The sequence below is a fragment of the Cytobacillus pseudoceanisediminis genome (assembly GCF_023516215.1).
GTDB classification, from domain to species: Bacteria; Bacillota; Bacilli; order Bacillales; family Cytobacillaceae; genus Cytobacillus; species Cytobacillus pseudoceanisediminis.
The window spans coordinates 5046117-5067700 of the sequence record NZ_CP097349.1; the positions used below are offsets into that span (position 1 = coordinate 5046117).

Annotated in this window: 18 protein-coding genes and 3 pseudogenes; 17 read left to right on the forward strand and 4 right to left on the reverse strand. The window is 41.8% G+C overall.

Annotated features, from left to right (window positions below; genetic code table 11):
• The first annotated feature begins 46 nt into the window (after positions 1 to 46).
• Entirely contained in the window at positions 47 to 1663 is a 1617-nt protein-coding gene (locus tag M5V91_RS26960) for a putative polysaccharide biosynthesis protein (RefSeq protein WP_019383020.1), read from the forward strand.
• 381 nt (positions 1664 to 2044) lie between these two features.
• Positions 2045 to 2763, forward strand: a pseudogene (locus M5V91_RS26965) (pseudouridine synthase).
• 64 nt (positions 2764 to 2827) lie between these two features.
• On the opposite strand, the gene M5V91_RS26970 reads toward M5V91_RS26965, so the two are convergent.
• The gene (locus M5V91_RS26970) at positions 2828 to 3049 is read right to left on the reverse strand and encodes a DeoR family transcriptional regulator (protein WP_026041817.1); all 222 of its coding nucleotides are present in this window, start codon (positions 3047 to 3049) and stop codon (positions 2828 to 2830) included.
• Positions 3050 to 3505: 456 nt separating this feature from the next.
• Here M5V91_RS26970 and M5V91_RS26975 point away from each other — a divergent pair, with 456 nt between their 5' ends.
• The 5 genes and pseudogenes from M5V91_RS26975 to dat all read left to right on the forward strand — a co-directional run bounded on the left by M5V91_RS26975 (position 3506) and on the right by dat (position 9253).
• Positions 3506 to 4780 (forward strand): M48 family metallopeptidase, encoded by a 1275-nt coding sequence (locus M5V91_RS26975; RefSeq protein WP_019383023.1) that lies wholly within the window; start codon positions 3506 to 3508, stop codon positions 4778 to 4780.
• 108 nt (positions 4781 to 4888) lie between these two features.
• Entirely contained in the window at positions 4889 to 5605 is a 717-nt protein-coding gene (locus M5V91_RS26980; RefSeq protein WP_251174707.1) for an ABC transporter ATP-binding protein, read from the forward strand.
• On the forward strand, positions 5595 to 6773 hold the full coding sequence (locus M5V91_RS26985) for an ABC transporter permease (protein ID WP_251174708.1): 1179 nt from the start codon (positions 5595 to 5597) through the stop codon (positions 6771 to 6773). Before M5V91_RS26980 ends, M5V91_RS26985 begins: the two co-directional genes overlap by 11 nt.
• 104 nt (positions 6774 to 6877) lie before the next feature.
• Positions 6878 to 8295: pseudogene (gene pepV, locus M5V91_RS26990) on the forward strand (dipeptidase PepV).
• Positions 8296 to 8383: 88 nt separating this feature from the next.
• Positions 8384 to 9253, forward strand: a complete 870-nt coding sequence (gene dat, locus M5V91_RS26995) for a D-amino-acid transaminase (protein ID WP_019383027.1) — start codon at positions 8384 to 8386, stop codon at positions 9251 to 9253.
• A 54-nt stretch (positions 9254 to 9307) separates the two neighbouring features.
• Here the strand turns inward: dat and cysK are convergent, their stop codons facing one another.
• Positions 9308 to 10240, reverse strand: coding sequence for a cysteine synthase A (gene cysK / locus M5V91_RS27000; RefSeq protein WP_009333356.1), 933 nt, complete (start codon positions 10238 to 10240; stop codon positions 9308 to 9310).
• Positions 10241 to 10559: 319 nt separating this feature from the next.
• On the opposite strand from cysK, the gene thpR reads away from it, so the two are divergent.
• The 6 genes and pseudogenes from thpR (at position 10560) to M5V91_RS27030 (ending at position 16938) form a co-directional block, all read left to right on the forward strand.
• Positions 10560 to 11072, forward strand: a complete 513-nt coding sequence (thpR, locus tag M5V91_RS27005; protein ID WP_284521613.1) for an RNA 2',3'-cyclic phosphodiesterase — start codon at positions 10560 to 10562, stop codon at positions 11070 to 11072.
• A gap of 272 nt (positions 11073 to 11344) precedes the next feature.
• Positions 11345 to 12322, forward strand: a complete 978-nt coding sequence (locus tag M5V91_RS27010; RefSeq protein ID WP_019383031.1) for an NERD domain-containing protein — start codon at positions 11345 to 11347, stop codon at positions 12320 to 12322.
• Positions 12312 to 12434 (forward strand): hypothetical protein, encoded by a 123-nt coding sequence (locus M5V91_RS27015; RefSeq protein WP_284521614.1) that lies wholly within the window; start codon positions 12312 to 12314, stop codon positions 12432 to 12434. Before M5V91_RS27010 ends, M5V91_RS27015 begins: the two co-directional genes overlap by 11 nt.
• The gene (locus M5V91_RS27020; protein ID WP_284521615.1) at positions 12428 to 13300 is read left to right on the forward strand and encodes a diacylglycerol/lipid kinase family protein; all 873 of its coding nucleotides are present in this window, start codon (positions 12428 to 12430) and stop codon (positions 13298 to 13300) included. The genes M5V91_RS27015 and M5V91_RS27020 overlap by 7 nt, the downstream gene beginning before the upstream one ends.
• Before the next feature lie 59 nt (positions 13301 to 13359).
• A pseudogene (gene pulA / locus M5V91_RS27025) lies at positions 13360 to 15509 on the forward strand (type I pullulanase).
• A gap of 655 nt (positions 15510 to 16164) precedes the next feature.
• Positions 16165 to 16938: a phosphotransferase family protein gene (locus M5V91_RS27030; protein ID WP_009333351.1), complete on the forward strand. Its 774-nt coding sequence runs from the start codon at positions 16165 to 16167 to the stop codon at positions 16936 to 16938.
• Between the two features lie 3 nt (positions 16939 to 16941).
• Here M5V91_RS27030 and M5V91_RS27035 read toward each other — a convergent pair whose 3' ends face one another.
• Complete coding sequence (locus M5V91_RS27035; RefSeq protein WP_009333350.1) at positions 16942 to 17220, reverse strand: YtzH-like family protein; 279 nt, start codon at positions 17218 to 17220, stop codon at positions 16942 to 16944.
• Positions 17221 to 17453: 233 nt separating this feature from the next.
• Here M5V91_RS27035 and trmB point away from each other — a divergent pair, with 233 nt between their 5' ends.
• Positions 17454 to 18092 (forward strand): tRNA (guanosine(46)-N7)-methyltransferase TrmB, encoded by a 639-nt coding sequence (gene trmB / locus M5V91_RS27040; protein WP_019383036.1) that lies wholly within the window; start codon positions 17454 to 17456, stop codon positions 18090 to 18092.
• A gap of 162 nt (positions 18093 to 18254) precedes the next feature.
• Complete coding sequence (locus M5V91_RS27045) at positions 18255 to 19097, forward strand: YtnP family quorum-quenching lactonase (protein ID WP_192908970.1); 843 nt, start codon at positions 18255 to 18257, stop codon at positions 19095 to 19097.
• A gap of 290 nt (positions 19098 to 19387) precedes the next feature.
• On the opposite strand, the gene M5V91_RS27050 is transcribed toward M5V91_RS27045, so the two are convergent.
• A complete protein-coding gene (locus M5V91_RS27050) occupies positions 19388 to 19702 on the reverse strand; it encodes a PepSY domain-containing protein (protein WP_009333347.1) in 315 nt (104 codons plus the stop codon).
• Positions 19703 to 19932: 230 nt separating this feature from the next.
• On the opposite strand from M5V91_RS27050, the gene M5V91_RS27055 reads away from it, so the two are divergent.
• Both M5V91_RS27055 and M5V91_RS27060 read left to right on the forward strand, forming a co-directional pair.
• On the forward strand, positions 19933 to 21006 hold the full coding sequence (locus tag M5V91_RS27055) for a M42 family metallopeptidase (RefSeq protein ID WP_009333346.1): 1074 nt from the start codon (positions 19933 to 19935) through the stop codon (positions 21004 to 21006).
• Between the two features lie 54 nt (positions 21007 to 21060).
• A complete protein-coding gene (locus tag M5V91_RS27060; protein ID WP_009333345.1) occupies positions 21061 to 21573 on the forward strand; it encodes a DUF84 family protein in 513 nt (170 codons plus the stop codon).
• Positions 21574 to 21584: the final 11 nt, after the last annotated feature.

Genomic DNA, 21584 nt, shown 5'->3' on the forward strand with positions numbered 1-21584 from the left:
CGGGGGTGGGCAAAGCGCTTCCGCATTTCATAAAGGAAGGGATTATATGTCATCTAAGCTCTTAAAGGGAACCTTCATCCTTACGCTTGGCACAATTATCTCGAAGGTTCTTGGTTTGTTTTATGTTATTCCTTTTTACCAAATTGTCGGGAAGGAAGGGACAGCCCTTTATTCCTTTTCGTATACACCTTATACAATCTTTATTAGTGTTGCAACAGCGGGAGTTCCGCTTGCTGTTTCAAAATTCATCTCTAAATATAATGCAATAGAGGAATACGCAGTCGGAAGAAAGCTGTTCAAATCAGGCCTGGCGGTCATGACGGCAAGCGGAATCATTTCATTCCTGATCCTATTCTTCCTTGCTCCGGCAGTTGCCGAAATGACCTTGGCAGGAAAAGACGTTGAAGTTAGTGTTAAAGATGTAACAACTGTAATTAGAGCGGTATCATTTGCCCTGATTATTATTCCGTTCATGAGTTTGATAAGAGGGTTCTTTCAGGGACATCAGTCAATGGGTCCTACTGCTGTTTCACAGGTTGTGGAGCAGATTGTCCGCATCCTGTTCGTTCTTGCAGGTGCATATGTCGTTTTAAATGTAATGAAAGGTTCACTGACTGCCGCGATCAGTGTCGCCACCTTTGCTGCCTTTATTGGCGGACTCGGAAGCCTCGGGGTATTATTCTGGTATTGGTATAAACGTAAGCCGCATTTGGATAAAATGCTTGAAGAAGATAAAGGAACCGTTGACATTTCCCTAAAGGAAATTTATAAAGAAATCATTCTTTATGCCGCACCATTTGTATTTGTGGGTCTCGCGAATCCTCTCTTTCAGTTTATCGATCAGATAACATTTACCAGGGCGATGGATGCCATCGGTGAATCGAAAAATGCAGTTGCAGCCTTTTCTGTCCTGAACTTTGAGACGCATAAGCTGGTCATCATTCCTGTCTCGCTTGCCACAGCTTTCTCGCTGACGCTTGTGCCAAGTGTGACGAAAGCATTTATGGAAGAAGATAGGTCAGATTTAAACCGCCAGCTTAACCAGACTTTCCAGGTGCTTCTCTTTCTGACTCTTCCTGCCGTAGCAGGATTGTCCCTGCTTGCCGAGCCGGTTTTCACCCTGTTTTATGAGCATAAGGATTTGGGTACTGAAGTGCTAAGAACTTATGCCCCAGTGGCGATTCTCTTTGCTTATTTTTCGGTAACTGCAGCCATTCTGCAGGGAATCAATGAACAGCGTTTTACAATTTTAAGTTTGCTGACAGGCCTGCTTGTAAAGCTGTCATTGAATATTCCGCTCATAAAACTGTTCGAAACACAGGGAGCCGTATTTGCAACCGCTCTTGGCTATATCGTAGCTATTTTAATTAACCTTTTCGTAATTAAAACATTTGCAAAATATCCTTTCAAGCTTGTCTTAAGACGAGGAATGCTGATTGTATTATTTACTGCATGCATGTACATTGCTGCAGGCGTGGTTTATAAAATCACAACTGCCTTCTTATCGCCGGCATCCAATTTTCAGGCTATCATCATTGTCATCACCTGCGCAGCAGCTGGAGCGGGAGTCTATTTCTACCTAAGCTTCAGAACTAAATTAATCTATCTCCTGTTTGGATCAAGAGTCGATAGAATGCTTAAGAAGTTAAGATTGAAGGCTTAAAATTAGAAGGTCTCCGTGATGGGGGCCTTTTTTAAAAAATGTTTAGGATTTGGTTTTAGATAACAATATACAAAGCACTGAGTTGATTGGAGCGGAGGGTACTTGATCCTCGAAAATGCTGGCGCATTTTCTTCGTACGGTGTTCAGTCGAGGAAGTTTATTCAACGTCCTGCGGGAGCAGTGGGGCAGGTGAGACCCCGCAGGCGCAAAGCGACGAGGAGGCTCACCGCCCGCTCCGCGGAAAGCAAGTGCCCCGTGCTGAAATCAGCGGACAGAATATTTACTTATAACAAGGATAAGAGAACCTTTTAAAAGGTAAATCTTTAATAACGCGATTTTAATAAAAATCAGATTAATTAGGATTAAAAGGGAGGGGCAGCCATGAGAATTGACAAAATGCTGGCCAATCTGGGCTACGGAAGCCGTAAGGATGTTAAAAAGCTATTAAAGGATGGAGCTGTAACCGTTAATGATGAAAAAGTAAAGGATCCCAAGCACCAGGTCGATCCTGAACAGGATGCTGTCATCATTAATGGCGAAAAGGTTGAATATAAGGAATTCATTTATTTGATGATGAACAAACCGCCAGGCGTCATTTCCGCAACAGAAGACTCTCAATTTGAAACCGTGGTCGACCTGCTCGAAATGGAAGACCTTGTTTTTCTCCTTTTCCAGTGGGACGCCTGGATAAGGATACAGAAGGGCTTTTGCTGCTGACTAATGACGGCCAGCTGGCACATCGGCTGCTTTCTCCAAAAAAGCATGTTCCTAAAACCTATTTTGCAGTCATAGACAGGGAAGTAACAGCTGATGATGTTGCTGCGTTTAAAAAAGGGGTTATACTAGATGATGGCTATGAAACCAAGCCTGGGGAGCTGGAAATCCTTAAATCCGGCATAACATCCGATATTGAGTTAACCATTACGGAGGGAAAGTTTCATCAGGTGAAAAGAATGTTTGAGGCAGTGGGAAAAAGAGTCATCTATTTGAAGAGAATCTCAATGGGCCCGCTTGAGCTGGATAAAACATTGGAATTGGGTGAATATCGGGAATTGACTGATGAAGAGCTTGATAAGCTGATGAATTATGAAGTGAGATGAGACGGAAAAATCGCCCTGACAGCAGGGCGATTTTTTATTTGTTAGGTTGGTTATGCTTTGAGTGTTAAGATGACATCTTTACTTTCTTTTGAGTTATGGTCCATTTGCCTCTGCTCGGACTCTTAACCAAGTCATTGTAGGCGAGGACATTTAAATCTCTTTGAATGGTGCGAGGAGTAATACCAAATTCCTCTACAAGCTCCTGAGTTGTTACAGTTCCGCGCTTACTTATAAACATGTAGACGGATTTTACACGGTTTAACATCCGGTTAGTTGAAGGTTTCAAAAAACCACTCCCTATCCTTTTTCAAACCCCATGGCAATTTCCTGCAACCGACAGCTACATTGAAGGATTTTCCTTCAATCGTATGTAGTTTTCTTTTCCCCAGACAACCCCTTTGCATTCTGGTTATTTAGTCAAGATGTCATACCTCTGACTATATTGTAACGCTATTATCTGATTATTTCTACTTTAAGGATACAATTTTACAAAATATTTATAATGCTGCTTGTGTTTTAGTCTTTACGTTCCCCTCCTTTTTAATGTATGTTCAATTCCCTAATTATTTGCGATTAAACCTCAATGGGAAAAGGGACTATTACTATACCTTATGGCAGATGGGGCTTGAATTATGTACAGAATATTCAAATAATCGTTCAAGAAAGTTTCTATATCCTAAAATTTGTTTTTTGATTATAATCAATTGGTATATTTAAAAGAGATTGAAAGGAAGAAAGTGTAATGGAAGCTTACTCGCTGAGAGATCGCCTGGTATACCCGAAGGAAAATATTTATTTTGCATTCGTTGCTTTATTTAGTATTTTGTCTTATATTTTTCTCGCATTCTCTATTATTGGCATTGTGATTATTTTAGCATTAATACTTGTATCTCTTCTGTTCCATGGGATTATGATGGGCGGCATCAGAAGAAACGGAGTAAGAATAAGTGAGAAACAATTTCCTGAAATTTATGAAAAAGCAGTACTAACTGCAAAGGAAATGGGTCTGCAAGATTTGCCGGATATATACGTGATTGAGTCTGAAGGTGTCTTAAATGCCTTTGCAACCAGGTTTTTCAGAAGAAATATGGTTGTCTTATATTCTGGTATTTTTGAATTGACTGCTCGTGGAGCTGAAAAGGAAGTGCTGTTTGTCCTGGCCCATGAGTTTGCTCATTTAAAAAGAAAGCATGTTATCATAAGCCTTCTTCTGCTCCCTGCTATGTGGGTTCCATTCCTGGGGAATGCGTACTTAAGAGCATGCGAGTATACATGTGATCGTTATGCTGCCTATTATATAAAGTCGTTTGAAGCATCTAGAGATGCCTTAACTATGCTTGCGATTGGAAAAGAACTTTATCCTAAGGTCAATAAGCATGCATACATGGAGCAGCTCCAAACGGAAACTGGATTTTTTGTATGGCTGAATGAGAAACTTTCCACCCATCCTCACCTGCCGAAAAGAATTTATGCTTTATCAAAAGTTTTTGATGAAGAATCTGCAGTTGAGTTAAAAGAACCAAAGGGCAGGATATGGCTAGGGATAGCAGGAGCGGTCTTAACGCTGACTATTCTTTCCGGCGGACTCTGGGTTGGGTATAAATCACTTAAAAAAATGGATTTGTGGACTGAAACGGTTATGGGCATTGAAGGAGCTACCGCTCTAATGAATGCAGCGAGTGAAAATGATACTGAAATGATCCACATTTTATTGGCTGATGGGGCGGATATTGAGGAAATGGATGCAGATGGCACTACTGCCTTACACTGGGCTGTTTCTTATGGCCAGTATGACAGCGCTGCCCTTCTGCTGGAAAATGGCGCAGAGCCTAATACGGCAGATAACTATCAAACCACTCCTTTAATGAGTGCAGTATTTAATGAGGATACTGAAATGGCCATGCTTCTCCTGGAGTATGGTGCAGATCCCGCTGTGAAAGATGCGGATGGCTACACAGCCTATGATTACGCTGCAGACTTTGAAAATACAGAATTAATGGATATCCTCCAGCCATAATGAAACTGCCCCTTTCGGAGGGGCAGTTTTATTATGGTTTTAAAGAATATATGAAAAAGAGCAAACCTTTTCCAATTATATCCGTATGTATAGTCAGGAGGAGAGTAAATGAACTTATTAAACGTCGATATTGCATCAGCAGGCTATGAAAATGGAAAACCGATCATACATAATATTAATTTTGATGTAATGGCGGGGGAATTGATCGGCCTTATAGGTCCTAACGGGGCAGGAAAAAGCACAACGATTAAAACAATCCTGGGATTATTGGAACATAAAAAGGGGACAGTGAAATTTAAGCAGGGAGTTAAGTATTCCTATATACCTGAACGCCCCATCTTTTATGATGAGCTGACATTGTGGGAACACTTGGATTTTACAGCTGCCGTAGAGGGACTGTCGGAAATACAGTATAAGAAGAGGGCATCAGAGCTCTTGAGGGAGTATAATCTGTCTGAACACGCTCATAAATTTCCCGGCACATATTCAAAGGGGATGCAGCAAAAGGCGATGCTGATTCTTGCGATGATTGCCAAGCCGGATGTCTATATTATTGATGAACCGTTTATTGGACTTGATCCTAATGCTATGAAACTGTTTCTGGAATCAATTGAAAGAGAGAGGCAAAGGGGCGCAGGCATTCTTATGTCCACTCATGTACTGGATACGGCAGAGAAAGTGTGCAGCAGCTTTCTAATTGTGCATGATGGCCAGTTGAAGGCTTCCGGCTCATTAGACGATCTCAGGCAGCAATGCGGTCTTTTGGCTGGTTCGCTTTATGATTGCTTTCATCAGATTGCAGAGGGAAATGACAATGAAAAGTAGTTCGCTCTTTTTTGGAAGGTTAATCAATAGCTGGAAGTATCAATTTGGTATTTTCCGTTCCGTTGCAGATTGGACCATCATGGTTTATCTCATTGTTCCCGGTGCAATCATTTTTGGAATGATATATCGCTCCTGGTGGTTGGAAACGCCTGAATGGATTGCAAACTTGCCAATGTTTCTCCTTTTCTTCCTGCTTTATATTTATTCATGGCTGGGTAACTTTCGCCCATTTATACAAGAGGCTGACAAGGTGTTTCTGGTGAAAAATAAGAGCCTCTATTTGGGAATGAGAAAATGGGGAGTTGGCTATTCACTTTTCTTTCAGGCAGTCAGTACAGGCGCGATAATCGCTCTTCTTCTTCCCTTTCTAAAGAACAGTTATTTTTTGCAATGGAGTCAAATCATTGCCCTGCTGACTTTTTTCATTACTTTGAAATGGACGCTTATGACAGTTTCCTATTCTCTGAAAAGGATTGAAGGGAAGTTTAGAAAATATGTAATTGGCTTTCTGCTGTTTGTATTATTGAGCTGGTTCAGCCAGCTCGTTTATTCTCTGTGGAATTTCGGTGCAGACTTTCCGGTTTACATGATTTCGGCAGTGTTGCTTTCCGGCACTTTAACGAGAGTCTCCCAGATGCTGAAAGGGATATCGGCCGTAGACTTTGAAATTTTGCTTGAGCAGGAGGAAAAAACAAAGTATATCAAATGGATATTTATGATGGCTCCTGAAATAGAAAAGCCTGCTATTTCAATGAGGACAAAACCTCTATTATTCAGAAACTCCAGAAGAATCTTTAAGAAGAGAACACCCATTACGGGACTGATAGAATTATTCATAAAGATTTTCATACGGAATCCCTCCTTTATTTTCAGTTATTTTCAAATCATTTCTGTAAGCGCAGCGGGGATTATTGCCATTCCGCCACTATGGATAAAAGTAATTGTGTCGGGTGTCTTTCTTTTCTTGATGTATACATGGCTTTCTATTACTTGGGATAAATCCATCATGTCCCATCCCTTTACAAAAAAATATAGTGAAAAAGATTCCTATTTCACCGCAAAGAATAGAACGGTTATAGCCTTATTCTTCCTCGCCATTTTGATCTTAGGACTGATTGTAAGCGCCTTGACAATCATCTTGGCAAGGTTCGGCATTCTTGGTGCATAATAAAGGTATGCTTTTATTAAACAGTCCCATAAGCAAATTTAAGGCAAAATCGGTTATAATGGGGAAATCATAAATGTTCAAATCAGGATAAGGAGGTAACTTTTATGAACGTATTGGATTGGCAAAAAGAGGTTAATAACAGAAAAGACGCTTTAATTGAAGATACCCAAAAACTTTTAAGAATTAAAAGCCTGCTGGATGAAGAGAATGCAGCAGAAGATGCCCCCTTGGTGAAGGTGTGAAGGAAGCACTCGATTTCATGCTTGAACTTGGAGAAAAGGATGGATTCACTGTCAAAAATGTCGGCAGCCTGGCTGGTCATCTGGAATTTGGCGAGGGTGAAGAAATTGTTGGTGTACTTTGTCATGTCGACGTAGTTCCTGAAGGAGATGGATGGACTAGCGACCCATTTGGTGCAGAAATTCGCGATGGAAGGATTTTTGCCAGAGGGGCGATCGACGACAAAGGCCCAACAATGGCTGCATATTATGCTATGAAAATTGTAAAGGAATTGGAGCTGCCTTTAAGCAAAAGGGTCCGAATGATTATTGGAACAGATGAAGAAAGTGATTGGCGCTGTGTAGAGCATTATTTTAAACACGAAGAAATGCCGGCAATGGGATTTGCCCCTGATGCCGATTTCCCAATCATCTATGCAGAAAAGGGCATCTCTGATTTTGATCTTGTCCAAATCGGCCATACCGAAGAAACAGACAGGGAAGTACTGGCAGAGGTCGTGCATTTCCAGTCAGGAAGAAGATATAACATGGTTCCTGATTTTGCAAAAGCTAGTCTTGTAGTCCATCTTGAACACACTGAAGTGGTGCAAAGGTATATTGATTTCCTCAAAAAGACTGAGCTTGAAGGAAAGTATTACATAGATAACGGCGAACTCATTCTGGAGCTTCAGGGGGTATCGGCTCATGGGATGGAGCCTGATAATGGGAAAAATGCAGGTATTCTGATGGCGTCATTCCTGGCATCCCTTCAGCTGGATGAGAAGGCATGCCATTATTTTCAGTTTGTATCACGATACTTATGTGATGATTCCAGAGGAAGAAAGCTTGGCATCGCCTGTGCGGATGAGATTACCGGTGATTTAACCGTTAATGTAGGAAAACTATCATATACAAAAGAAAATGGCGGCCGTTTAGGCTTTAATGTACGTTATCCCGTCACTAACAATATGGATGATACGAAAAATAGGCTTCAGTCATTGATCGAAGACGAACATTTCAGATTAGAGAATTTCACTGATTCCAAGCCGCATCATGTGGAAGAAGATGACTTTCTTATCCAAACCCTGAAAAAAGTGTATGAACAGCAGACTGGCGAAAAGGCAGAGCTTTTAGCAATTGGCGGGGGCACATATGCACGTTCCTTGAAGTCTGGTGTAGCGTTTGGCCCGCTTTTCCCAGGCAGGGAAGACGTGGCACATCAAAAAGATGAATATGTGTTTATTGAGGATTTAATTAAAGCTGCAGCTATTTATGCACAGGCGATTTATGAACTTGCGAAATAGCTCTAAAACCTGATATGATGGCTGAAAGATTTTACATTAACAGCTAATAGATTAGACAAACAAACCATTTACAGGGAGTGTCAGAGAAATGGAATATGTCATTTTGAACGGTGATTTGATCGAACGCTCTGAAGCGAAAGTAGATATTGAGGACCGCGGCTATCAATTTGGTGATGGCGTCTATGAAGTAATCCGCGTCTATAACGGAAAAATGTTTACGGCAGATGAGCACCTTGAAAGGCTGCTTGAGAGCGGAAGGAAAATAGAGCTCGATATCCCTTATTCTATAGGGCAGCTTAAACAGATGCTTGCAGAGATGATCGAAAGGAATAATCTTGAACTTGGAATAGTATATATGCAATTTTCCAGGGGGACTTCTCCAAGAAATCATGCTTATCCTGGTGCAGACGTTGCACCGGTGCTTACAGCCTATACCCGTGAAACCTCAAGACCTGTTGAGAGCATGAGAAATGGTGTTAAGGCTAGTTTGATTGAAGATATACGCTGGCTGCGCTGTGACATAAAGAGTCTGAACTTGCTTGGCAATATCATGGCAAAGCAAAAAGCAGCACAATCGGGCTGCTTTGAAGCAATTCAGCATCGCGGGGATACGGTAACTGAGGGAAGTTCTTCCAATATAGCGATTGTAAAAGATGGGACACTATATACGCACCCTGCAACAAATCTGATCCTAAATGGCATTACCCGCCGTAAAATCAACGAGATCTGCAGGGGAAATGGAGTAGCACTTGAAGAATCTGCTTTTACAAAGGATGATCTGCTGGACGCGGATGAAGTCTTTATGTCCAGTACATCAGCTGAAATTACTCCGATTATAGAGATTGAAGGAAAGCCGGTTGGTAATGGAAGTCCTGGTCCCATCACAAATAAATTACAGAACCTTTTTGAAGAGGCAATTGAAAAAGAGTGCGGCAGTTTGACGGTTAAAATTAGATAGTTCTAAAACGAAAGACCCCAGGAGTAATCCCTGGGGTCTTGTCTTTTAACTTACTTATTCAAACTGAAAAAGATCGCTTGAAAGGTATCTTTCTCCAGTATCGCAAACGATGAATACGACAACATCGTCCGGCTTTAGCCTTTTTGCAACCTGGATGGCAGCATAGCAGGCTGCTCCTGAGGATGGACCGACTAATATCCCTTCTTCTCTTGCCATTCTGCGCGTTGTATCATATGCTTCTTCATCTTTGATTTGATGGATTTCATCATAAACATCCGTATTGAGAATTTCCGGAACAAATCCGGGACTTGTGCCGACAAGCTTGTGTCTGCCAGGCTTTCCGCCTGATAGGACAGGTGAGCCCTTGGGTTCCACAACATGTACTTCCAATCCAGTATAATGCTCTTTCAAAACTTCTCCTGTGCCGGTAATCGTGCCGCCAGTGCCTGCCGTGGCAACAAAGGCAGAGAGTGGTTTGCCGATTTCCTTCATGCCCTCAATAATTTCGACTGCTGTTGAATAGCGGTGTGCATCAGGGTTAGCGCTATTTTCAAATTGCATCGGCACAAAGCTGTTTGGAATTTCCTCAGCCAGCTCATTTGCTTTTTGTATAGCACCGGGCATTTTGTCATCTCCAGGAGTCAGGACAACTTCTGCTCCATATGCTTTCAAAAGGTTGATGCGCTCTGCCGTCATGGTATCAGGCATAACCAGAATGGCCTTATAGCCACGTGCTGCTGCATTCATTGCAAGCCCGATGCCGGTGTTTCCGCTGGTTGGTTCAATAATAGTTGAACCTGGTTTCAATTGGCCTGCTTTCTCAGCTTCGACAATCATATTATAAGCCGCGCGGTCTTTTACACTGCGGCTTGGATTGTAGAATTCAAGCTTTGCATAGATGCTTGCTCCATTTTCAGGGGCGAGCTTATTTAATTTAACAAGTGGAGTATCTCCAATTAAGTCCGCGAGATTGTTAACAACTTTCATCTGACTCTCCCTTTCAAATAAGACTGTAATAACAAGGAAGTTTAATACTTTGTTATTTTATGTCGATTTGTTTAATTTCATCCTAACAAAGGAAATCTATAACTATTCATATCATGTCCATCATACTAAAACAGACTATTCCAATCAAATCAAAAGGAATTGGAAGAATACTTAAAATGAGAGGTCAAACAGAAAGTATCTGCCAATTTTAACTGATGTTTGTTAAAATAAGTGAAAATATGGAGGAATCTCAAGTGTACAAACAATTGAATGCTCATTTTTCTTTGCGATGAAATTACCGGTTGAAACAAAGAAAAAGTTGAAAGAATACTGTGGGAATTTAAGTCCAAAATTGCCTTTTAGCCGCTGGGTCCATCAAGAGGATTATCATATTACCCTAGCATTTCTAGGGTCTGCACCCCAGGAAAAACTGCAGAAAGCAGCCAAGCTTGCCGCTGACTCAATCAGACACGAAAAAAGATTTCCTCTGCATATCTGCAAACTTGGCGTATTTGGAAAACAAGACGCACCAAGAATTTTCTGGTGTGGAACACAGCAGGACAAACATCTCCAAGATTTAAGATCGAAAGTATATTCAGCATGCCAGGAAGCGGGCTTTGAATTGGAGACAAGGCCATTTAAACCTCATATCACTATGGCAAGAAAATGGGCCGGCACTTTTCCGTTTCAGGAAAACATGCTGGACGCTTACAGTCCATTCAAGGAGGAGCCCCTTGAATTTGAGGCTTCAGAAGTCGTTCTATATCAGACCCATCTGGACAAAACACCGAAATATGAAAGCATTGCCATCTTTCCGCTCGTGGGGGAATAAAATAAATACATACTATTAATGAAAAACAGCTTAGGTGAAATTGCTGCTTTTGAGAGAATATAAATATTTATCACTGAGTTGATAGGAGCGGAAGGTGGGAGACTCCAACGGGAGTAGCGCACCAGGGAGACCCCGCAGACGCATCGCGTTGAGGAGGATCCCGACAGTCCCGTGGAAGGCGAGTGCCTGCAGCGGAAATCAACGGGCAAAATAAAAAAACTTAAATGAATAATTAGAGATAGAAAGTTATATACGAAAGCAGGGCTAGGAGAATGGGACAGTTAATTAAATTGCAGGATTATGTTTCACGTTACCAGCAAGACATTTTTGTATATCCTTCCCGATTTGTCAGACTAAAAAAACAGCAGTGGGATAAATGGCATAAAGCATGGGAATCAAATGATTCATTCAATCCTCAATCCGGGCAGCAATATACAGCCGGCACAGCGGAGTGGCTTGAGGAAGAAAAAGAACCGCTCATGGAAAAACTAAAGGGGTTGTTAAAGCGGGGAAAAAATGAAGAATTAGAGGAATACGGGGCTTCCGGGGATGAATTGAAAAAGGAGGAAGAGGTGCTTGAATTTGAAGCCTCCTTTGCTGTGCGTCCAGAAACAATTGAGAATTTAAAACACCAGTTTCTAGACCAGCTTTTCCGATTCCAGATGAAATGGGCAACCTCCACATTAACGGAAAAATCATTTCCCGATAAGCATTACTATTATGATGAAAAGCTAAAGTATTTTCTGCAAAGATATCCGGATACGTATCTTGTCATGTTCAATCCGATCTTTCTGCTGAAAAAGGCTCCGGTGGAAACAGAAACTATTGTTATAAGCCCGACAGAGGTATGGTGCATCAGCTTTTTGGAGGAAGAAGATTCAGCAGTATTCTCAGGTTCGAAGGATAGATTCTGGACAAAAAAGGGAAAAGGGGAGGAAAAGAAGGTCCTGAATCCGCTGCTTGCATTAAATAGGACTGAAAAAATTGTCCGAAAAATATTTGAAATTCATTCTATTGAATTGCCGATTAAAAAGGCTTTACTTACCCGAAATGGATATATTGATTATCCGGCAGCTCCTATTGATGTTCAGCTAATCGATAAAAGGACCTATGATCAATGGTTTCAGACAATGAGAAGCCAGCGTTCGCCTCTCAAGCATGTTCAATTAAAAGGAGCGCAGGTACTGCTTCAATATTGCCAGACTGCATCAGTCAAAAGGCTGGAGTGGGAGAATCGCGATGAATCATGAAGATTTCCTCGAGGATAAAGCTCATAGCAGGGAAGAGCTTAAGTTCATTATTAACCCGCAGGCGAAAAATGGCTCCTGCCTGAAAGTCTGGAAAAAGTTGAGCAGATGCTGAAAGAGGAAAATATCCCTTTCTCTGCAGCCAGGACAGAATATCAGGGCCATGCCAGGGAATTGGCAAAGATCTATGCAGAACAGGCGGGCGGGCAAAGATTATATCTTGTTGCTGTGGGCGGAGACGGGACGGTTCATGAGGTTATGAATGGTGCTGTGAGTCATCGGAATGTGACAGTCGGATTTATTCCGGGAGGATCTGGGAATGATTTCTCGCGGGGCTTTAGAATTCCTAAAGACCCGGCAGAATCTTTAAAAGCAATTCTTAAGGGGATCAGTCATTCTTCTGTAAAAGCTGATATCGGAATGATTAGACACATAGATGGGAAAAAAACATATTTTATTAATAATATGGGTGCTGGTTTTGATGCACTGATTTCCCGGAAAGTAAACAGTTCAAAGATGAAAGGAATCTTGAATCAGTTATCTCTGGGGAAATTTGTATACGCTCTCTTTCTTGTAAAAGAGCTGTTTACTTATAAATGCTCTGATCTTGAAATCGTCATTGATGGAAAAAAATTCGATTTCGATTCAGCCTGGTTTATTACTATTTCCAATCAGCCATTCTATGGAGGCGGTATGATGATTTCTCCGGATGCAAATCCTTTTGATGGAATTCTAAATGTTACGGTCGTCCACAATATATCAAGAATAAAAATTTTGTTTGTATTTGCCTCTGTCTTCAAGGGGCGTCATATAGCATTTAAAGAAGTCACAGTTCTTCAGGGCCAGAATATCAGCATTAGATCTTCACACCCCATTCCTGCTCACGCAGATGGAGAGGCTTTAGGCAGCTCCCCGATTTCGGCCTCTGTTTGCCCCGAAGCCATTCCTGTAATTATTGGCAATGGAAAAGATGGGTGTTGATTTTAGGAGAGAGCTGCTCTTAAATTACCGTCCGACTAAGTAAAGGAGATGAATTCGGAATGATAACGATTGAACGGACTTTTAATGCATACTTAGACGAAATGCACATCATTACGATCATACTTCCTTTCAGCTATCATCAGGGGCGTTCTTCCGGGTTCTCTCTCCTTACTGACTGGGAAGAAGAGTTTCCTGTTGAAATATTGAAAAGCATGCCGATTGAGGATGCCGTTAAATATACATGCAGAATAGAACATGAAGCGGAATTTGGGAAACAATATTGGATAGTGGACGAATATGGGGGAAAAACAGATCTGCAAATTGGCGCCGTTATTCGTACAAGTGATTTTGATGAGAAATTCTATTATGACGGTCCGCTGGGGTTCTCGTACAGCAAAGAAAAGACACATTTCAGGCTCTGGGCTCCGACAGCCGCAAAGGTAAAGCTGAAGCTTAAAGGAGCACTGGAGCAGGAAGCTGAGCTTATTCCGATGGGAAGAGAAGAGAGAGGAGTCTGGAGCTGTGAAGTAAAAGGCGACCTGGATCGTTTTCTTTATTCTTTCCTTGTATGCATTAACCTTGAGTGGAAAGAAGCTGTTGATCCATACGCAGTCTCTTCGGCTATAAATGGGGAATATGGTGCGGTAGTCAATATGGAAAATACAAAAGTAAAGAAGCCAGAGCTTCCGCCGCTTCCGCAGCCCACAGATGCCATCATATATGAAACGCATATTAGGGATTTTACCATTCATCCCGCGAGCGGGGCAGCACAGAAAGGCCTTTATTTAGGAGCGGGAGAGACAAATACCGTCGGTAGAGACGGGGAGCCTACATGCCTGTCCTATGTGAAGCAGCTTGGTATTACTCATATTGAGTTTCTGCCTGTCCATGACTTCGAAGGTGTGGATGAAAAAAGTCCAAAAGAAGAATATAACTGGGGTTATAACCCCCTCCATTTTAATGTTCCGGAAGGAAGTTATTCTACAAATCCTCTAGATCCCTACTCGCGGATCAGAGAATTGAAAGCCTTAATTTATGCTGTCCATTCCCAGGGACTTCGGGTCATTATGGACGTAGTCTATAATCATGTTTATATTCGCGAGCATTCTTCTTTTGAAAAAATCGTACCGGGTTATTTCTTCCGGCATGATGAATATGGAATGCCGTCAAATGGCACCGGAGTTGGAAATGACTTTGCTTCGGAACGCCTGATGGCCCGGAAGTTTATTGTTGATTCCGTATCATACTGGATAAAGGAATATCAAATTGATGGGTTCAGGTTTGATTTGATGGGTATACTCGATATTGAAACGATGAATGAGGTTCGCCAGAATGCAGAATTGATTGACCCGTCTGTCATTATTATTGGTGAGGGCTGGGATTTGAATACCCCTATACCGGATGACCAAAAAGCAAGCATCCGCAATCAGGAAAAGCTTCCTGGAATCGGCCAATTCAATGACTGGTTCAGAGATTCCATCAAAGGCAGTACGTTTAATTTATATGATAAAGGTTATGCATTGGGAAATGAGCATTATTATGATGCGGCAAAGCAGGTATTGGCTGGAAGCATTGGCCTCGAAAAAAGGAAAAAGGCATTTTCCTTTCCCCGTCCCAATCTGTAAATTATGTGGAATCACATGATAATCATACCTTATGGGATAAAATACAGGTTTGTTCTGAAAATGCGGATCCTCTTGTGCAGCAGCAAAAGCACCGCTTAGCAACAGCAATGGTCCTTCTTTCCCAAGGAATTCCATTTATGCATAGCGGACAGGAATTTTTTCGGACCAAAGAAGGAAATGGAAACAGCTACCGTGCTCCAGATTCCATCAATAATCTGGACTGGGAAAGGAAATCCCGTTACTTAAATAATGTTGAATATATTAAAGGGCTGATCAGCATAAGAAGGTCAATTCCTCTTTTCAGACTCGCCAATGCAGAAATGATCCGGAATTCCATGCGGTTTCTGGATATTAAAAAACCTCTATTGGGTTATGTGTTAACAAGCAGTGATCAAAATGCCGAGTGCAGCCATGCAGCCGTGATTATCAATCCTTTAATGACGGAAGAAGAAATTTTTCTCCCGGCTGGGGATTGGGACCTTATTGCGGATGAACGTGAGGCCGGGATTTCCACTATCCGTAAGATTAACACCAGATTTGAAATGCCGCCATTAAGTTCATATGTATTGGTTTGCAGAAGATAGAAGAAGTCTGAGAAGCATACCACTGTTCAGTTCTATTATTTCAAAAATTATCCTTAATAAGAAAATAATGATGAATTGACCAGAAAAATCTTCATTTTTTTAGATGATATTCCGTAAACCTAAATAGATGCACTTGACGAAAAAAGCCAGTAAGAATAAAATTTATAAAGATGGCTATTGTGAGGGACTAACATCAATAGCTTTTTTTATTTTATATTCCCAAAACATTGCTGGTTTGTATTTGCTGATTACTTTGTGCTTTATAGGAGCTTTATTTAATTAACCTGATAAACAGCTATATTTGCGAAAATGCAATATAGTCGAATAGAACAAAACATTATTAAGCAACGGCCCTTTTATTGGCCATGGCAAAATAAGTCTTGCTGCAAAAAACAGGGCTTATTTTTCAACTTTTTATTATTTGAACTCGAGAATTGTCTAGCGCAAGCAGCCTACCCCTCGAGGTCACAAGCCGATTCCCCCAAAAAGGCAAAGGCGCCTTTTTGGGAGGCACGTCTTGTGCTTGAGGCCCACAGGGTGTGGGTCATGCAGACTTTGCCACAGGACGTGGCGATCTTAGTCTGCGTTCCTTAGGTGGGCAAGGCGTTTGCGCTATTCTACAACCAATGGCTTACTAAATTGCAGGTGAACAATTTTGGAACATTTATTTGGACATGACTGGGAGATTGTTCCCGCCGGAGGGGCGACAGGGGAAGCCTTCTATGCAAAGCACGAAGAGCAGAGGCTTTTTCTTAAAAGAAACTCCTCTCCTTTCCTGGCGGTTCTGTCTGCGGAAGGAATCGTCCCGAAACTTATCTGGACAAAAAGAATGGAAAATGGGGACGTTATAACTGCCCAGCAATGGCTTAATGGAAGAGAGCTAAAAGCTTCTGACATGAACCAGGAAAGCGTAGCAAAGCTTTTGAGAAAAATACATTCTTCAAAGCCGCTGCTTGGTATGCTGACAAGAATGGGGAAGTCTCCGCTGCAGCCCGAAACCCTTTTGCGTTTGATTGAGGAAGAACTGGATTGTGATCTGAAGGAGCAGGCTGCTGTTATTCAGTCAGTCGATTTCCTGAAGCAAGAGGTTTCGCATATCCACTGTGAGGAAAATACGGTGTGCCATTGCGATGTGAATCATAACAACTGGCTGCTTTCGGAAAACAACCAGCTGTACTTGATTGATTGGGATGGAGCCATGATAGCAGATCCGGCCATTGATCTGGGGATGCTATTGTATTGGTATATTTCTAAAGAAGAATGGCCAAATTGGCTTGAGCGGTACGGCATTCAGTTGACAGATAATTTGCTGCTCCGCATGAAATGGTATGTGATTGCACAGACTTTGACATCTATCCAATGGCATAAAAATAAATTCAGGTACCAGGAAATGGAAAAGTGGCTTTCCTATCTGGATGAGCTCCTTTAAGATTTACGAAAATTGATCTATATCCTGTACCCATTGTGATAATTCATTCTGGTGGGATTCAATGTGAGTATCCAATTGTGAAGAATTGATCCCGTGCTGACTGTATTCATAAATTTCTTCTAATACTGTTTTTACGTTTTGATTAATATTTCCGTTGATCATTAATGATTTAACCAAACGTTCCAATTGTTCACATTCTGAAATAGAGCCACAGCAATCTGTCTGATGATTGCTTAAAATATCTTTTAATAAATTTAATTGATCCTGGTGTCCAAGCGGCATGAAAAGCACCCTTTCTATTGAAGCTGAAAATAAAAACAAAAGGAATTCACTTTTAGGTTGTGGATTCTTTTTTTATTTATTCATTGGCGGATTGTAATTTAGGTGTTTGAGTGCCATTGGGTTAAACTACAAACAAGGGATGAACCACTATAGTAATCCCTCTAAAAATAAAGTTGCATCACTGCGACAGGCATGATATTGTTTGAACGATATTAATTTTTAGGAGTGTCAAAATGCGACAGCGAAATAAACCTTGGGCGAAAGATAAATTAGCCGAATATCCACAATACGTAATTTCAGAACCTGAAAAATATAAAGGAAAGTGGAAGGAAGCCTTCGATAAAGATCAGCCCCTTCATATAGAAATTGGGACAGGAAAAGGCCGCTTCATAACTGGTATGGCGAAAGCAAACCCGGAAAACAACTACATTGGAATTGAGCTCGCTGACAGCGTCATCGTCACTGCTCTGGATCGCATCATCGAGGATGAACTTCCAAATGTAAAGCTTCTGAATGTGAATGCCAATGATCTTCGGGATTACTTTGAAAAAGGCGAAGTCGATCGTGTCTACCTTAATTTTTCAGATCCATGGCCAAAGAAACGCCATGCAAAACGCAGGCTGACTTATAAAAGTTTCCTGGAGATTTATGAAAATATCCTTGGGGATAAAGGAGAAATACACTTTAAGACTGATAACCAGGGATTATTTGAATCATCTCTTATGAGTTTCTCCGAGTACGGCATGCTTCTGACATTTGTCAGCCTGGACCTTCACAATAGCGATTATGAAGGAAACATCATGACCGAATATGAAGAGAAGTTTTCTTCAAGGGGAAGCCGTATATTCCGGTGTGAAGTTCAATACAGATAAGCTAGTCTATCCGGATGGATAGGCTTTTTTGGATATTGCTATATTTGACTGTTTGCATTCGTGTGGAATAATTTAAATATTTCTACAAGTAAGCGCTTAAATGTTAATATATAAGGGGAATGCGAGCGCTTGCTCAGAAAAACTCAAATGGAGGAGATAATGATGGAAGCATTGGAGTTAAAGAACGTAAAGCTGTACTGGCTTCGCGGCGGTGTCACACATCTTGATGGCGGAGCCATGTTTGGGGTAGTTCCTAAGCCTTTATGGTCTAAAAGATATCCCTGCAATGAAAATAATCAGATCGAACTGAGAACAGATCCCATCCTTATTCAGTTTGACGGTAAAAATATTCTAGTCGAATCGGGTCTTGGAAACGGGAAGCTGAGTGATAAACAGAAGAGGAATTTCGGAGCGCTTGAAGAGTCTTTTGTTGAACAGGATTTAGCCAAGCACGGCCTGTCACCAAAGGACATCGATTATATCCTTATGACGCATCTTCATTTTGATCATGCCTGCGGACTGACAAAACCGGAAGAAGGAAAATTTTCTTCTATATTTCCAAATGCAAGAATCATTGCATCACAAGTGGAATGGGAAGAAATGAGAAATCCTAATATCCGTTCAAGGAATACATATTGGAAAGAAAACTGGGAGTCCATTCAGGATCAGGTGGATGTCTTTGCAGGAGAGTGGACGCTCGGCCCTATTAAAATGGTGCATACAGGCGGCCACAGTGATGGCCATTCTATACTTGTTATAGAAGATGAGGATGAGACCGTCATTCATATGGCTGATATCATGCCAACTCATGCCCATGCGAATGTACTTTGGGTTCTCGCTTACGATGACTATCCGATGGATTCCATAAGTGCCAAGGAAAAATGGATGGAATACGGGCTGGAAAGAAATGCATGGTTTACTTTTTATCATGATGCTTTTTACCGGGCAGTCAAATGGGATGAATCAGGAAATATTGCTGAGAAGGTGGAAAAGAAGCAAAGTTAAAAAATCCCCATCCGGGGATTTTTTAATACTCTTTAAACGTCTATAACTGGCCTGCCCCCTCGAGGTCACAAGCTTGTCTAGTTACGGCTCCTAGGGACTCGGGGACATAAGCTGTTTCCTTTCAGAAGGAGAAAACCACCTTCTTTCAGGAAATGTCTTATGCCTGAGGCCCGCAGGACAAGGAAGGCTTCGACAGTATAAACATCGCACGACAGAGCGGTAGGTAGCTTTTGGGAGGACGTGGCGTTCTTAGTCTGCATTCCTTCTTGGGCAAGGCATTTGTGCTTTTCTCAATGCAGTGGAAAAACGTCCAAAATGGTTCCAGTCTCTGCGTCGGCAATGAATTCATACTGTTCGGCTTCTTCACCCGAAAACCTCGAAATGCCGCCCTTATAAACCTGATATTTTAAATGACCTTTTTCATAAGGTTCAGCTTTCATATGAATCCATGATCCGCTTATCGGCCCTTCCTGTTTAAATGCATCCTTTGCATTTGCCAAAGCTTTCTCAGGGGAAACAGCAGTTTTCTGCGACAGCAATTCCCTAGCTGCGTACCCGCTCGCCAAACCAACCCCAACACCTAACATAAATGACTTCCAATTCATAATTGCACCTCCCCAGGCTGATGATATAAGCAGTTCATTTTTACAAATTTTTCTGTTTTCCAATTCTATCTTATCAAAAATAGGCATGAACTAAAATAAATAATACACAGCTTAAATTTCGCCAACCGAAGTTTCCTGCCTGAAATGGTGGAAAGACGTATGAAAGTTCTGTAAAATGAAATTATACATATCTGCATAGCCAATTCGCAAAGTGATAAAGGAGAATAATAATGAACGAAAAAACATTGCAGCTTTTTAAAACATTGACAGAGTTGCCAGGGGCGCCTGGAAACGAGCATTTAGTACGGAAATTCATGCGCGAACAGATCAGCCAGTATACAGAAGAAGTCGTTCAGGATAAGCTTGGAGGCATCTTCGGCGTGAAAAGAGGCGATCAAAGCGGCCCGACTGTCATGGTGGCAGGCCATATGGATGAAGTTGGATTCATGGTCACTTCCATAACAGATAATGGAATGATCCGTTTTCAGACACTGGGAGGCTGGTGGAGCCAGGTTTTGCTTGCACAAAGAGTCCAAATTATTACAGATAATGGACCGGTGACAGGAGTTATCGGTTCAATTCCTCCGCATCTTTTAGACGAAGCAAAGCGCAGCAAGCCGATGGAAATAAAGAATATGCTGATTGACATTGGTGCAGATGACCGTGAAGATGCGAAAAGAATAGGCATTAAGCCAGGACAGCAAATTCTCCCGATTTGTCCATTTACACCAATGGCAAATGCAAAGAAAATCCTGGCGAAAGCATGGGATAACCGTTATGGCTGCGGTTTGGCGGTGGAACTTTTAGAAGAAGTCCAGAGTGAAGCACTTCCCAATATTCTCTATTCCGGAGCAACAGTTCAGGAAGAAGTTGGCTTAAGAGGTGCACAGACAGCAGCGAATATGATCAATCCTGACATTTTCTTTGCATTGGATGCAAGCCCTGCCAACGATATGACCGGGGATAAAAACGAGTTCGGCCATTTAGGAAAAGGAGCTCTTCTGCGCATACTGGACCGTTCAATGGTAACGCACCGCGGCATGAGGGAGTTTGTTCTGGATACAGCTGAAACGAACAACATTCCATATCAGTATTTCGTCTCGCAAGGCGGAACAGATGCAGGTAAAGTTCACATATCCAATGAAGGTGTTCCAAGTGCAGTAATCGGCATTTGCTCCCGTTATATTCACACACATGCATCCATTGTGCATGTCGATGATTATGCAGCGGCAAAAGAATTGCTTGTTAAATTAGTAAAAGCTTGTGACCGTTCAACAGTAGAAACCATCCGTCAAAACAGTTAAGCAGATGAGACAGCAGGTGCTGTCTCTTTTTCCTGTAATATGAAAGGAGTACACATGAAAGTCATCATTGGTTCAAAAAATCCCGCAAAGATTTTGGCAGTAAAAACTGCTTTTAGCCATTATGAAGCTGTTATTATGTCCGAAGATGTGCCCTCAGGAGTGAACGACCAGCCATTCTCGGATGAAGAAACCATAAAAGGGGCCATCAATAGAGCATATGGAGCACTCCAAGCATCCGGCGGACAAATTGGCATTGGCCTCGAGGGCGGTGTGCAGAAAACAGAGCACGGGCTATTTCTCTGTAATTGGGGGGCTCTTGCGGAAAAAGGGCAGCCTCCGATTATTGCTGGCGGAGCCAGGATTCCCCTTCCAGATGGGGTTGCAGTCCGGCTTTTGGCTGGCGAAGAACTTGGCCCTGTAATGGATGATTACGCAAAAAAAGAAAATATCCGCAAAAATGAAGGAGCTGTTGGGATTTTTACAAATGGGCAGATTAATCGTGCTGACATGTTCTCGCATGTCATGAAGCTTCTTCTTGGGCAATATGAATATAGAAAAAAGGGCTAGCTTGGTGCTAA

Bases quoted from the DNA above. Each gene is read 5' to 3' on its own strand.
- M5V91_RS26960 (WP_019383020.1), top strand. From the start codon at position 47: ATGTCATCTAAGCTCTTAAAGGGAACCTTCATCCTTACGCTTGGCACA.
- M5V91_RS26975 (WP_019383023.1), top strand. From the start codon at position 3,506: ATGGAAGCTTACTCGCTGAGAGATCGCCTGGTATACCCGAAGGAAAAT.
- M5V91_RS26980 (WP_251174707.1), top strand. From the start codon at position 4,889: ATGAACTTATTAAACGTCGATATTGCATCAGCAGGCTATGAAAATGGA.
- M5V91_RS26985 (WP_251174708.1), top strand. From the start codon at position 5,595: ATGAAAAGTAGTTCGCTCTTTTTTGGAAGGTTAATCAATAGCTGGAAG.
- dat (WP_019383027.1), top strand. From the start codon at position 8,384: ATGGAATATGTCATTTTGAACGGTGATTTGATCGAACGCTCTGAAGCG.
- cysK (WP_009333356.1), bottom strand. From the start codon at position 10,240: ATGAAAGTTGTTAACAATCTCGCGGACTTAATTGGAGATACTCCACTT.
- M5V91_RS27010 (WP_019383031.1), top strand. From the start codon at position 11,345: ATGGGACAGTTAATTAAATTGCAGGATTATGTTTCACGTTACCAGCAA.
- M5V91_RS27015 (WP_284521614.1), top strand. From the start codon at position 12,312: ATGAATCATGAAGATTTCCTCGAGGATAAAGCTCATAGCAGGGAAGAG.
- M5V91_RS27020 (WP_284521615.1), top strand. From the start codon at position 12,428: ATGCTGAAAGAGGAAAATATCCCTTTCTCTGCAGCCAGGACAGAATAT.
- M5V91_RS27035 (WP_009333350.1), bottom strand. From the start codon at position 17,220: ATGCCGCTTGGACACCAGGATCAATTAAATTTATTAAAAGATATTTTA.
- trmB (WP_019383036.1), top strand. From the start codon at position 17,454: ATGCGACAGCGAAATAAACCTTGGGCGAAAGATAAATTAGCCGAATAT.
- M5V91_RS27045 (WP_192908970.1), top strand. From the start codon at position 18,255: ATGGAAGCATTGGAGTTAAAGAACGTAAAGCTGTACTGGCTTCGCGGC.
- M5V91_RS27050 (WP_009333347.1), bottom strand. From the start codon at position 19,702: ATGAATTGGAAGTCATTTATGTTAGGTGTTGGGGTTGGTTTGGCGAGC.
- M5V91_RS27055 (WP_009333346.1), top strand. From the start codon at position 19,933: ATGAACGAAAAAACATTGCAGCTTTTTAAAACATTGACAGAGTTGCCA.
- M5V91_RS27060 (WP_009333345.1), top strand. From the start codon at position 21,061: ATGAAAGTCATCATTGGTTCAAAAAATCCCGCAAAGATTTTGGCAGTA.